The organism is Enterococcus sp. AZ197 (genome assembly GCF_050556405.1).
Lineage (GTDB): Bacteria > Bacillota > Bacilli > Lactobacillales > Enterococcaceae > Enterococcus > Enterococcus faecalis.
This window is the reverse complement of record NZ_CP187873.1, coordinates 1-13,184: the sequence shown is the minus strand read 5'-3', so window position 1 is coordinate 13,184 and position 13,184 is coordinate 1. Positions and strand designations below refer to the sequence as shown.

The 13,184-nt window shown below is 38.3% G+C and carries 11 protein-coding genes; all 11 read right to left on the bottom strand.

Annotated elements, in window-relative coordinates; all coding sequences use genetic code 11:
* Positions 1-75: 75 nt before the first annotated feature.
* Positions 76-528 carry a 50S ribosomal protein L9 gene (rplI, locus tag IGK82_RS00055; protein ID WP_002356023.1) on the bottom strand — a complete coding sequence of 151 codons (453 nt, stop codon included), beginning with the start codon at positions 526-528 and terminating at the stop codon, positions 76-78.
* A 5-nt stretch (positions 529-533) separates the two neighbouring features.
* Positions 534-2,558, bottom strand: coding sequence for a DHH family phosphoesterase (locus IGK82_RS00050; RefSeq protein WP_002363542.1), 2,025 nt, complete (start codon positions 2,556-2,558; stop codon positions 534-536).
* A gap of 156 nt (positions 2,559-2,714) precedes the next feature.
* On the bottom strand, positions 2,715-2,954 hold the full coding sequence (rpsR, locus tag IGK82_RS00045) for a 30S ribosomal protein S18 (protein ID WP_002356021.1): 240 nt from the start codon (positions 2,952-2,954) through the stop codon (positions 2,715-2,717).
* A gap of 25 nt (positions 2,955-2,979) precedes the next feature.
* Positions 2,980-3,546, bottom strand: a complete 567-nt coding sequence (ssb, locus tag IGK82_RS00040; protein ID WP_002364599.1) for a single-stranded DNA-binding protein — start codon at positions 3,544-3,546, stop codon at positions 2,980-2,982.
* Positions 3,547-3,590: 44 nt separating this feature from the next.
* Positions 3,591-3,893 carry a 30S ribosomal protein S6 gene (gene rpsF / locus IGK82_RS00035; RefSeq protein ID WP_002356019.1) on the bottom strand — a complete coding sequence of 101 codons (303 nt, stop codon included), beginning with the start codon at positions 3,891-3,893 and terminating at the stop codon, positions 3,591-3,593.
* 174 nt (positions 3,894-4,067) lie between these two features.
* On the bottom strand, positions 4,068-6,569 hold the full coding sequence (gene gyrA / locus IGK82_RS00030; RefSeq protein ID WP_002361457.1) for a DNA gyrase subunit A: 2,502 nt from the start codon (positions 6,567-6,569) through the stop codon (positions 4,068-4,070).
* A 55-nt stretch (positions 6,570-6,624) separates the two neighbouring features.
* Entirely contained in the window at positions 6,625-8,574 is a 1,950-nt protein-coding gene (gyrB, locus tag IGK82_RS00025; protein ID WP_002359210.1) for a DNA topoisomerase (ATP-hydrolyzing) subunit B, read from the bottom strand.
* Entirely contained in the window at positions 8,571-9,698 is a 1,128-nt protein-coding gene (gene recF / locus IGK82_RS00020) for a DNA replication/repair protein RecF (protein ID WP_430605126.1), read from the bottom strand. The genes gyrB and recF overlap by 4 nt, the downstream gene beginning before the upstream one ends.
* The gene (gene yaaA / locus IGK82_RS00015; RefSeq protein WP_002356015.1) at positions 9,685-9,930 is read right to left on the bottom strand and encodes a S4 domain-containing protein YaaA; all 246 of its coding nucleotides are present in this window, start codon (positions 9,928-9,930) and stop codon (positions 9,685-9,687) included. The genes recF and yaaA overlap by 14 nt, the downstream gene beginning before the upstream one ends.
* 578 nt (positions 9,931-10,508) lie before the next feature.
* The gene (dnaN, locus tag IGK82_RS00010) at positions 10,509-11,639 is read right to left on the bottom strand and encodes a DNA polymerase III subunit beta (protein WP_002356014.1); all 1,131 of its coding nucleotides are present in this window, start codon (positions 11,637-11,639) and stop codon (positions 10,509-10,511) included.
* A gap of 201 nt (positions 11,640-11,840) precedes the next feature.
* Positions 11,841-13,184: a chromosomal replication initiator protein DnaA gene (gene dnaA, locus IGK82_RS00005; protein ID WP_002356013.1), complete on the bottom strand. Its 1,344-nt coding sequence runs from the start codon at positions 13,182-13,184 to the stop codon at positions 11,841-11,843.

Here is a 13,184-nt window from a genome sequence, read left to right as displayed (position 1 = left end):
TATAAAAATAATTCGAGTAATTTATTTGGTATAAAAAAGAAGCCGGAGAAATCGGCTTCTTTTTTATCGATTGTATTATTCCGCTACGACATGAACCTTAATTTTCGCTGTAACTTCATGATGTAGTTTGACTGGTACGTTAGTGTAACCTAGAGAACGAATTGGGTTGGCTAATTCGATTTTGCGTTTATCCAATTTTACATTGTATTGTTTGTTTAAGGCTTCTGCAATTTGTTTTGAAGGAATTGAGCCAAATAAACGGCTATCTTCTCCAGCTTTTGCCTTGATCTCTACAACAGTCTTTTCATCTTCTAAAAAGGCTTGCATTTCTTTTGCTTGTGCTAAAACTTCTGCTTCATGTTTTTCTTGGGCTTTCTTTTGACCCGCTAATGCACTCATGCTCCCTTTATTGGCTTCTTTCGCATAACCATTTTTAATTAAAAAGTTTTGGGCGTAACCAGTTGGCACTTCTTTTACGTCCCCTTTTTTTCCTTTTCCTTTAACGTCTTGTAAAAAAATGACTTTCATTTCCTTCACTCCTGTTCATACATTTCATTAATATTTTGACGAATTACATCAAGTAGTTGCTCTTTTACTTCTGCTACTGTTACGTTTGATAATTGTACTGCCGCATTAGTAAAGTGACCGCCACCACCTAAATTTTCCATAATAATTTGGACATTAATTGAACCATTACTCCGAGCACTAATGCCAATCTGTTGATCCGTCCGCTTGGTAATGACAAATGCTGCATTAATCCCTGCCATAGAAAGTAATGTGTCCGCTGTTTTGGCAGCTGTGACACTATCATATTCTTTGTCTTCACTCCCTGCAACAACGACGGTATCTTTTGTGACATATTCGCTTTTAGAGATTAAGTTGTTCATTTCCAGATAGCTTGTAAGATCAGAACTTAATAGATATTGTACTAAAGATGAGTCTGCTCCACAAGTTCGTAAATAACTAGCCACATCAAATGTTCGCGCCGTCGTTCGTGTATTGAAACTTTTCGTATCAACCACAATTCCCGCCAACATCATGGTTGCTTCAAAGGCCTGCAGTTTATTTGCGCTATTACTTTGGTATTCGATCAATTCTGTGACTAATTCTGAAGCAGAAGAGGCAGAAGATTCAATATAAGAAAGCAAGGGTTTTGCTGGAAATTCGTCTCCTCGTCGATGGTGATCAATGATTACTACTTTATCAAAACGCTCATAGAGCTCTTGTGAGATCGATAGAGACGGTTTATGGTAATCTACCATAACTAATAAGCTACTTTCTTTCTTGCGCTTCATGGCCTCTTTAGGACTAATAATGCGCTCTTCTAATTCTGGGTACTCTTTAATCGCCTCTAACACTCTTTTGACATCGGGAATGATTTCATTTTCATCTAAAACAATCCACGCTTTTCGATTATTAAACGAGGCTAAACGAGCAACACCAAATGCTGAACCTAACGCATCCATATCTGGATAACGATGGCCCATAATATAGATGTCAGCTGATTCCGCAATAATTCCCTTAATTGCCATGCTCATTGCGCGAGAACGTACTTGGGAACGTTTCGTCGTTACTGCCGTTTTTCCACCAAAAAATAACGGCTTCGCTTCATCTTTGGCTTCTTTTACAACCACTTGATCGCCGCCACGTACTAAAGCTGTATCTAGGTTCGTTTGAGCCGTGGTCCCGGTTTGATCTAAGGTTGGCCCCCCATAAGCAATCCCCATGCTTAACGTAATGGCTACTTCATGGTTAGCTGATTCCTTACGGATCGTATCCAAAATAGAAAATTTTTCGTCCATCATTTTTTGAATATCTTCCCATTGGGCAATGAAAAAATAACGTTCTGCGTTGATTCGCTTATAAAAAACTTTGTATTGGTCCATCCAATCAGAAACCATCGTCGTAATGAAACTATTCAAATAAGAAATTTCTTTCTCGTCCATTGTATCGGTGACATCATCATAATTATCGACAGACACAATGCCAATAGCCGTTTGCATTTCGACTTTTTCTTGATACAAATTACTTTCTTTAGTGATATCTTCAAAAGTAATTGTATGTTGTTCTTTATTGACGCTAAAGCGATAGGTATTTTCGTCAATCGTAAAAATATCTTGGTTTCGTTCTGCTAATTCTAAATAAGACGTCACTTGGCTAGCGGTTAACGTTAGCTGATTGTCTTTATTAAAAATAGAAGCAGCATAAGGATTAAGCCATTCTACCGCGCGTGTTTCCCCGTTATACGTAATAATTCCCACAGGTACTTCATTTACAACATAATCCAACGATTGTTCAGCAATGGAACTTGCTTCTTGAATCTTTTCTACGTTCGTAATTTCTACATCTCTAATCAACAGCCGAATAACCACTAAGAGAAAGATATCTAATGCGATAATTACCGCCAATAGCAGCCATTTATTTGTTAGTAAGAAATAGAGGAGAAATTCTACTAAGAGAAGACCCACAACAATTAAGAAACCGTTTTTTTGAATTCTCTTCTTTTGCATTTTTTTGCCTCCAATCTTTCTGCAGACCTTTGAGGCGACTTGTTCCAACGAGCATATTGCTCTGGTGATTCACTAGTTATTTCATCCCTTATTTTATCACAAAACACTTCATTCTGCGAACCTTGTTATGTTTCACGTGAAACACTAGTCAAGATAAAAAAGAACCAAAGAGCAAGCTCTTTGGTTCTGGAAATTGTCATAAAATTATTGTTCGTCACTAACGAATGGTAATAATCCCATGATACGTGCGCGTTTAATAGCAATCGTTAATTTACGTTGGTTTTTAGCGCCAGTACCTGTAACACGACGTGGTAAAATTTTGCCACGTTCTGAAATGAATCGTTTTAACAATTCAGTATCTTTATAGTCGATGTATTCGATGTGGTTTGCTGCGATGTAGTCGACTTTCCGACGTTTACGTCCGCCTCTTCTTTGTTGTGCCATTCTTGTTCCCTCCTATCAAATTCGTTTAGAATGGTAAATCATCATCTGAAATGTCGATAGATGAACCTGAGCCACCAAATGGATCAGAATCTTTATCGAAATCAGGCATACCGTTATTGTTTTGCGACTGAGAAGATGATGGATTGAAACTATTGTTGTTGTTATTAAATCCAGAACCGGCATTGTTATTACCAAAGCTACGATTTTGTGATTGATAACCATTTTCGTTGTTATTAAAGCTACCGCCGCCAGTTCCTCTTTGTTCTGAAGCAGAACGAGATTCTAACAATTGGAAGTTTTCACAAACCACTTCAGTTACGTAGACACGTTGACCTTGTTGGTTCTCGTAGTTACGAGTTTGAATTCTTCCGACAACACCTAATAATGTACCTTTACGGGCATAATTAGCCATTGTTTCTGCGGGTTTACGCCAAATCACACAGTTGATAAAGTCTGCTTCACGGTCACCATTTTGATTCGTAAAGTTACGGTTTACAGCAAGTGTAAAGGTCGCAACAGCTGAACCACTAGCGGTGTAACGTAAGTCAGGATCTTTTGTCAATCTTCCGACTAATACAACGTTATTAATCATTCAAAACATCTCCTTTCGTCAATAAATGTTTCATGTGAAACAAATTATGCTTCTACCTTCACGATCATATGACGGATAATATCGTCATTGATTTTTGCTAAACGATCAAACTCGTTGATTGCGCCAGCTGTTGATGGAGAAGTAACATTAACGATATGATAGATGCCTTCACGGAATCCGTTCATTTCATATGCTAAGCGGCGTTTTTCCCAATCTTTAGATTCGATAACTTCTGCTCCGTTATCTTTTAAGATTGTGTCGAAACGTTCTACTAAAGCAGTTTTTGCTTCTTCATCAATGTTCGGACGAATAATGTACATGATTTCGTACTTCGTATCTTGACTCATTGATTTTCACCTCCCTATGGACTTCAAGGCTCTTAGTTGGCTAAGAGCAAGGAGAACATACCTAAAAAGGTAGTTCACAATCTCTAATTATATGCTAATTGATGGACAAAAGCAAGAAATAGTTTTGAAAAGCCCCAATAAAAAAGTTTCGCCAACTGGCGAAACTTTTTTATGTTATTCTTCTGTTTCTGATGTTGTTTCGTTTTCTGTTGTTTCTACAACTTCAACGATTTCTTCTTCCACTTCTTCTGGTTCTACAACAGCCATTGTTACCACTTTGGCACCATCTTCCATTCTCATTAAACGAACCCCTAATGTTGCGCGTCCTGTTTGAGAAACAGAATCAACGTTAAAGCGGATAATGACGCCTTTGTTCGTAATCAATAAGATATCTTCATCACCATTGACCGTGGTTAAACCAGCTAATGGACCATTTTTCTCAGTGATATTTGCTGTCTTAATCCCTTTACCGCCACGTCCTTTAACTGGATATTCAGAAGCTTTTGTACGCTTACCGTAACCATTTTCAGTAATAACTAGGACTTCTTTGTTTTCATCCAGAATCGCTGCACCGACCACATAATCATTTTCGCGGAGACGGATTCCCCGAACACCTGATGCTGTCCGGCCCATATCACGTACAGTATTTTCATCAAATGTGACAGAGTATCCTGCATGTGTTCCGATAATCATCTTCTGATTGCCATTAGTCGTTACCACGTTAACTAACTCATCATCTTCTTTTAAGCTAATGGCGATTAATCCATTACTACGGATATTAGAAAAGGCTGTTACGGCTGTCCGTTTGACGGTTCCTTTTAAGGTTGTGAAGAACAAGTATTTACCTGCTTCCGCTTTGCCCTCAACAGAAATAATCGCTTGAATTTTTTCTGCAGAATCAATTCCCAGTAAGTTAATCACTGGAATTCCTTTTGCTGTTCTACCGTATTCAGGGATTTCGTAACCTTTTGCTCGGTAAACTTTCCCAGTGTTCGTAAAGAATAATAACGTGTCGTGTGTTGAACAAGAAACTAGGTTTTTCACGAAATCATCATCATGAACGCCCATGCCTTGGACACCACGTCCGCCACGGCGTTGCGCCCGGAATTCAGAGTTTGCCATCCGCTTAATGTAGCCGTTATTGGTTAATGTAATCACGACTTCTTCTTCTTCGATTAAATCTTCATCTTCAAGACTTAAGACTTCACCTACTAATAATTCTGTGCGTCGTGCATCACCAAATTTTGTGCGAACGTCATTTAACTCTGTTTTAATGATTTCAATGACGCGTTCTGGGCGGGCTAAAATGTCCTCTAAGTCCGCAATGAATTTCAATAGCTCTTGATATTCATTTTCAATTTTGTCGCGTTCTAAGCCTGTTAAACGGCGTAAACGCATATCTAAAATCGCTTGCGCTTGACGATCTGAAAATTCAAAGCGTTCAATTAACGTTGCTTTTGCTTCGTCATCTGATTGTGATCCACGGATAATGGCAATGATTTCATCGATATGATCTAAGGCAATTCGTAGACCTTCTAAAATATGCGCCCGTGCTTCTGCTTTGTTTTTGTCAAAAATCGTCCGGCGAGTAATGACTTCTTTTTGGTGCTCGACGTAGTTTTCTAAAATACGTTTCAAGCTTAAAATTTTCGGTACGCCTTTTTCAATGGCTAACATGTTAAAACCAAAAGATGTTTGTAAGGCAGTCATTTTGTACAAGTTGTTTAACACAACAGAGGCACTCACATCTCGACGAACATCGATGACGATCCGCATGCCTTCACGAGAAGATTCATCCCGCAAATCAGTAATTCCTTCAATTCGTTTATCTCTGTGTAATTCAGAAATTCGTTCGATTAATTTGGCTTTATTCACCATATAAGGCAATTCAGTTACTAAAATACGTTCTTTTCCATTCGGCATTTCAGTCAATTCAACTTTTGCACGAACAGTAATCGAACCTTTCCCTGTTTCATATGCTCGGCGAATCCCTGATTTCCCCATCACTAAACCGCCTGTTGGAAAATCTGGTCCAGGTAACACTTCCATCAATTCATTCGTCGTTACATCAGGATTGTCCATCAATAAACTTGTTGCATCAATCACTTCACTTAAATTATGTGGTGGAATATTTGTTGCCATCCCCACCGCAATCCCCGTTGTTCCGTTAACTAGTAAGTTTGGAAAACGAGCAGGTAAAACTACTGGTTCTTGTTCTGAATCATCATAGTTTCCTTGGAAATCGACTGTATTTTTGTTAATATCTCGTAGCATTTCTAAAGCAATTTTACTCATACGTGCTTCGGTATAACGCATAGCGGCAGCGCCGTCACCATCGACAGAACCGAAGTTTCCGTGGCCGTCAACTAACATAGCCCGATAACTAAAAGGTTGTGCCATCCGCACCATTGATTCGTAAATCGCACTGTCCCCATGGGGATGATATTTACCCATAACATCCCCAACAATCCGGGCTGATTTTTTGTGTGGTTTATCAGGGGTTACCCCTAATTCGTTCATTCCATATAAGATTCGGCGATGAACAGGTTTTAAACCGTCACGAACGTCAGGTAACGCGCGGGCTACGATAACACTCATTGCGTAGTCAATGAAAGATTCTTTCATTTCGCTGGTCAGATTGACGTCTTGAATGTTTTCTTTAATTTCTTCACTCATGAATTTTTTCCCCTCTAAATATATGTTCTAGCGTCTCTTACAACGTTGCGACACATTAAATATCCAAGTTTTTCACGTAATGGGCATTTTCTTCGATAAACGCACGACGTGGTTCCACACGATCGCCCATTAGCATTTCAAAAATTTGGTCAGCTTCAATGGCATCATCGACACTCACTCGCGCCATTAATCGTTTTTCTGGGTCCATTGTTGTTTCCCAAAGTTGGTGATCATCCATTTCACCCAACCCTTTGTAACGTTGAACACTTGGTTTTGGTGAAGCAGGTAATTCTTCTAACACTTTTGCTAGTTCCTCTTCAGCATGTTTGCCCGGTTGAACGTAGGTGATGTTTTTCCCTTGTTTCACACCATATAGTGGTGGTTGGGCAATATACACATAACCAGCTTCAACAATTGGCCGCATGAAGCGATAGAACAAGGTTAATAACAACGTTCGAATATGCGCACCATCGACATCGGCATCGGTCATAATCACTAGTTTGTGATAACGTGCTTTAGAAACATCGAAATCTTCGCCGAAGCCTGTTCCCATAGCTGTAAATAATGACCGAATTTCTTCATTGGCTAAAATTTTATCCATGCTGGCTTTCTCAACATTCAAGATTTTCCCACGAATTGGTAAAATGGCTTGGAATTCACGGCTACGTCCTTGTTTTGCTGAACCGCCTGCCGAGTCTCCTTCGACGATAAATAATTCGCATTTTTCCGGATCTTTACTTGAGCAATCAGCCAGCTTCCCTGGCAAGTTGCTAATTTCTAACGCGCCTTTACGACGGGTGACTTCACGGGCTCTTTTAGCGGCTAAACGAGCTTTTGAGGCCAACATACCTTTTTCGACAATTTGTTTGCCGACTGTTGGATTTTCCATTAAGAATTTTGTAAAGTATTCTGAGAATAAACGATCCGTAACGGTCCGTACTTCTGAGTTCCCTAATTTCGTTTTGGTTTGTCCTTCAAATTGAGGATCTGGATGTTTGATGGAAACCACTGCAGTTAAACCTTCACGAACATCTTCCCCAGTTAATTTTTCATCGTTTTCTTTCATCAATTTTTGTTTACGTGCATAGTCATTAATCACACGTGTTAAAGAAGTTTTAAAACCAGATTCATGCGTTCCGCCTTCATAAGTATGAATATTGTTGGCAAAACTTAAAATATTTGAGTGGTAGCCATCTGTATACTGCATTGACACTTCCACTGTAATATCTTGTTGCTCTCCTTCAATGAAGATTGGCTCTGGGAAAATAACGTCTTTATTGGCATTTAAATGCTCAACATAACTCTTAATCCCGCCTTCATAGTGATACTCTTTTTTATCTTCTTGTCCTTCACGACGGTCTTCAATTGAAATGTGTAAGCCTCGATTTAAAAAGGCTAATTCACGAACCCGTGTTGCTAATTTATCAAAATCATAAACGGTTGTTTCTGTAAAAATTTCAGGATCTGGAATAAAGTGAACAGTAGTTCCGTGACGATCCGTTTCTTCGATAACTTTTAGGTCATCAACAACCGCACCACGACGATATTCTTGGTAATACACTTTGCCATCTTTGTAAACACGAACATCTAAACTGGTCGATAAAGCATTAACAACAGAGGAACCAACACCGTGCAAGCCACCTGATACTTTATAGCCGCCACCGCCAAATTTCCCGCCGGCATGTAGCACTGTAAACACTGTTTCCACAGCTGGGCGACCTGTTTTGGCTTGAATCCCGACTGGAATTCCACGACCATCATCGATAACAGTAATACTATCGTCTGGTTCGATAATTACTTGAATTGATTTAGCAAATCCTGCTAAGGCTTCGTCGATAGAGTTGTCAACGATTTCCCATACTAAGTGGTGTAACCCTTCGCCACTAGTAGAACCTATGTACATACCAGGACGTTTCCGGACAGCTTCTAAGCCCTCCAAAACTTGAATCTGACTAGCGTCATATTCTTGCGCACGTTCTCTCATGTTTTTTTCTTCTTCTGTCATGTCGCTGAATTCCTTTCTATCTTGCCTTGTTGAACATAAAAAATATCTGGTTCAACTGTTAGCTTGTCTTTTATGTGATCTAAACTAGTTGTCGTTAAGAACGTTTGAACTTTGCCTTCAATCGTTTCTAACAAGTGAATTTGACGTTCATTATCTAATTCACTCATGACATCATCTAGTAATAACACAGGATATTCTCCTGTTTCTGAACGCATCAAATCAATCTCTGCCAATTTAATACTTAAAGCTGTCGTTCGCTGTTGGCCTTGTGAGCCATACGTTTGAACATTTTGACCATTGACAATAAACAGCAAATCGTCACGATGAGGGCCTAAAAAAGTATTCGCTTTAAACAATTCACGCTTACGATTGTTCATTAATTGTTGGAGCAATTGATTTTGAAGTGCTTCTAAGGAAAGATCCGTGTTGTCAATTGGGATGCTTGATGCGTAGTCAATGGTGAGCGTTTCGCGTCCATGACTAATTTTTTGATGGAGTAAGTTTGCCCAGTGTTCTAATTTTTTAAGAAAACCTAACCGAGCGTATAGAACTTTCCCGCCAAATTCAGCTAGCTGCTCTGTCAAAATATCCAGATAAACAGTATCTGTTTGTTTCTTTTCAGCTAGTTGTTTTAGGTATTGGTTCCGTTGCTTTAAAACAGACTGATATTGGACAAGATCATAAAGATAAATAGGACTCACTTGTCCGAGTTCCATGTCAATAAATTTCCGGCGGACTTGAGGTGAGCCTTTCACCAAAGATAAATCTTCTGGGGCAAATAAAATAACATTCAGTTGCCCAATGTACGCACTGAGCCTTTTTTGCTCAATGTGGTTAACCTTGGTTTTACGTCCTTTGTTGGAAATTAAAATTTCCAATGGCACGGTGCCTGTCTTTTTTTCAACCACACCGCTAATTTTAGCTGCTGCTTGTTCCCAGTCAATTAATTCTTTTTCATTGCTGGTTCGATGACTTCGTGTCATTGCTAGAACATAAATGCTTTCTAACAAGTTGGTTTTTCCTTGGGCGTTTTCGCCTAAAAAAAGATTTAACGTTTTTGGAAAATCTAAGCTGACTGTTTCATAATTACGATAATGCTGAAGTGTCAGCTCATTCAGCCGCATCGTCGGACTCGTTTCCGTTTTTCACCATAAAAAAAGTACCTTCTTCAGGTATCTCAATCATCATGCCCGCATAAAGTTTCCGTCCGCGACGATTTTCCAACTCGCCATCAACAAACACGCTATTATCTGCCAAATACCATTTGGCTTGGCCGCCACTACCAATGACGTTGATTTCTTTAAGAAACTGACCAAGCGTTATATACTCAGTTGCTAAAACAAACGTTTTTTTCAATGTGCATCCCTCTTTTTTCTAATACGTTCTCATATATATTATACCCTTTTTCATAAGAGAAAACAAATTTATCTGTCTAATTTTCATTCTAAGCAATTTTAATTCTAAATGACCGAAAATATTATTAGGATAAAAAAACTCTTAAAAAGCATTTTAAAACGGAAATTGATATTTTCTTGAGAAAAAAGGGGCCTGATTTGGCAGAAATGACGAGTAGCGTTTAACTAAAAAACAATTTGGGGTAACTCAAAGACAAACGAAGAGGGCATGCATTGAAGAAAAGTAGCTTGTAGAGGTCTGAGCGTCGTTTTAAGCAACGTAAACTTCTTTCACTAGGAAATGTTCATAAAAAAATGAACAGCTCTTAAACGAAAAATTAAAGGGCTTTTTTCTTTATCCACAAAAAAAAGGCAGAATTTATTCGTTAAACGATAGTTCAAATATTCACAATCACATTAGCGTAAAAGCTATTCCAGTTTTAAAAAGCTTATCTAGCAGCGTTTATCGACTTTAAATAGACGACAAAAAAGAACCTTCGGCGATCATAGTGATTTTCCGAAGGTCTTTTTTAAACATGATTAATTTGTACGAACCGGTGTAATTAGTTGAATGAAATCTAGTTCTGTTTCGGTTGGCTCCAATGTAAACGGACGAATTGGAGAAAGGAATTTCACGGTAATATTCATATCGCCAAACGCTCGCAACGCATCTTTCATATAATCTGGGTTGAAAGAAATATCCAACGCTTCACCAGAAACATTTTCATAGTTTAACGCTTCTTCGACTTTTCCAATTTCAGGTGAATTTCCATATAAAACAACAGAATCTGGTGAAATTGAAAGGCGAACAATATTGTTACGTCCTTCATGAGAAAGTAAAGAGGCACGTTCGATTGCTGAAAGCAATTCTGGTACATAAAATTCAATTTGCGTGTTATGGCTAGTTGGAATTAAACGGTTGGTATCAGGATAATTTCCTTCTAACAAACGAGAATAGAAGTACATTGTTTCTGTTTTAAATAGCACTTGGTTTTCCATAATGCTGATTTCAACCATTTCTTCTTCATTGGTTAATGAACGAGAAAGTTCAGTTAAACTTTTTCCTGGAATTACAATGTTAAAGTCTTCTACTGCTTGTTCTGTCGGGATTACACGTTGACTTAAACGATGTGAATCTGTCGCAACGGCAAGTAATTTTTGATTTTCTAAAATAAAGTGGACCCCAGTTAAAATTGGACGACTTTCGTGCATCGATACAGCAAAACCTGTTTCACTAATAATTTTTGTCAATAAATGAACAGGTAATTTCATTTGGTTTTGAGTATCAATTACTGGTAAGTGCGGATAATTATCAGCATCTAATCCATTAACCGTAAAATCAGCTTTTCCTGAAGTAATTGCAACTTGATTGTTATCTAGAACTTCCATTGTGAACATATCTTCTGGTAATTTACGAATAATTTCGCCAAAGAAACGAGATTGTAAAACGATGCTACCTGTGCGTTCAATGGTCATTTGAGCTTTTTCATCATCTTTACTTAAAAAACTTTCAATTGAAATATCCGCGTTACTCCCAGTAAGTGATAAGCCATCTTCTGATAACACAATTTTAACACCTGTTAAGATTGGAATCGTTGTTTTAGAAGAAATTGCTCGTTGAACAGTTTGTAATTCTTGTAAAAAGACACTTCGTTTGACCGTTAATTTCATAATGTAAACTCCTTTTTAAGTATTTTCAATACGTTCTAATTTTGTACGCTACTGTTTTGTATATTATATATAAATAAATAATAAAAGTAATAGGGCATGTTGATTCTGTGGAAAAGTCAAAAGAGCATTGATTTTACTAAGTTATCCACTTGTGTATAAGTTGTGGATAACTTTGTTCTTTTTTGTTTAGTTTTCCACATCCTAAGAGTTCAATAAATTTTTAATTTCACTGACTTCTTTTTGAATCGCTGGATCTTTTTCCAATAATTGCTGAATCTTTTCGTGCGCATGAATTACCGTTGTATGATCTTTGCCGCCAAATTCGGCACCAATTTTTGGCAAGGAATTGTCGGTCATTTCTCTAGCAAGATACATTGAGATTTGACGAGGAACCACAATTGTTTTCACCCGTTTTTTCCCTTTTAAATCTTTAAGAGGCACATGATAATATTTGGATACTTCTTCTTGAATTTGTAAGATGGACAATTGATTTTTACTACCAACTGATTTTAGAGATTTCAAGGCGTCCGCCGCTAAACTAGTGGTAATATCTTCTCCATTAATGGTTGCAAAGGCTTGAACGCGGACCAAAGCCCCCTCTAATTCACGGATGTTGGAATCAATTTGACCAGCGATATAACTTAGTGTATCATCCGGAATTTCTAAACGCTCGGCATCTGCTTTTTTGCGCAAAATTGCAATCCGTGTTTCTAAATCAGGCGGGGTGATATCAACAGACAAACCCCAAGCAAAGCGAGAAACTAATCGTTCAGGTAATTTTGGAATATCATTCGGCGGGCGATCACTTGTTAAAACAATTTGTTTATTTTCATTGTAAAGATCGTTGAAGGTATGGAAAAATTCTTCCAATGTTGCTTCTTTTTCCGCCAAAAATTGAATATCATCGACTAATAATAAGTCAACATTGCGATATTCTTTCCGAAATTGTTCGGATGTCTTTGTTTGAATTGAGTTGATAAATTCATTCGTAAACGTTTCGCTACTAACATATTTGACTTTGGCATCTGGTTGATTCACTAACATTTGATGACCAATAGCATGCATCAAATGGGTTTTCCCTAACCCTACACCACCATAGAAGAAAAGGGGATTGTAAATCGAACCCGGATCCTCGGCAACAACAAGCGCTGCAGCGTGCGCCATTTGGTTTCCTTTACCAATAACGAAGGTGTCGAAAGTGTACTTAGGATTAAGCATCGCTTTTTTACTTTGTTCACTAAAAACAACTTCTTCTTCGGCAGGTTCTTCGAGTTCTTGTGCCAGTGCTGCGTCTTTTTCATCGGCAACAACAAAATGGGGCATCACTTCTGCACCGGTCAATTTAAATCCAGTTTCGACAATTTTTGCCGAAAGATTTTTTTCCCAGTAATCACGATGAACTGCAGAAGGGACTTCTAGCCACAATTGATTGTTGTCTAATTTCAAAGGGCGTGTGGTTTTAATCCAAGCATCAAAACTTGGCGCCGACAAAATCGCTTGATAGGCTTCTTCAAGGCTATGCCAAAAACTTTCCACGTCGGGCAT

Coding starts and splice junctions, on each gene's coding strand:
- rplI (WP_002356023.1), bottom strand. CDS start 528: ATGAAAGTCATTTTTTTACAAGACGTTAAAGGAAAAGGAAAAAAAGGG.
- rpsR (WP_002356021.1), bottom strand. CDS start 2,954: ATGGCACAACAAAGAAGAGGCGGACGTAAACGTCGGAAAGTCGACTAC.
- ssb (WP_002364599.1), bottom strand. CDS start 3,546: ATGATTAATAACGTTGTATTAGTCGGAAGATTGACAAAAGATCCTGAC.
- rpsF (WP_002356019.1), bottom strand. CDS start 3,893: ATGAGTCAAGATACGAAGTACGAAATCATGTACATTATTCGTCCGAAC.
- gyrA (WP_002361457.1), bottom strand. CDS start 6,569: ATGAGTGAAGAAATTAAAGAAAACATTCAAGACGTCAATCTGACCAGC.
- gyrB (WP_002359210.1), bottom strand. CDS start 8,574: ATGACAGAAGAAGAAAAAAACATGAGAGAACGTGCGCAAGAATATGAC.
- recF (WP_430605126.1), bottom strand. CDS start 9,698: ATGCGGCTGAATGAGCTGACACTTCAGCATTATCGTAATTATGAAACA.
- dnaN (WP_002356014.1), bottom strand. CDS start 11,639: ATGAAATTAACGGTCAAACGAAGTGTCTTTTTACAAGAATTACAAACT.
- dnaA (WP_002356013.1), bottom strand. CDS start 13,184: ATGCCCGACGTGGAAAGTTTTTGGCATAGCCTTGAAGAAGCCTATCAA.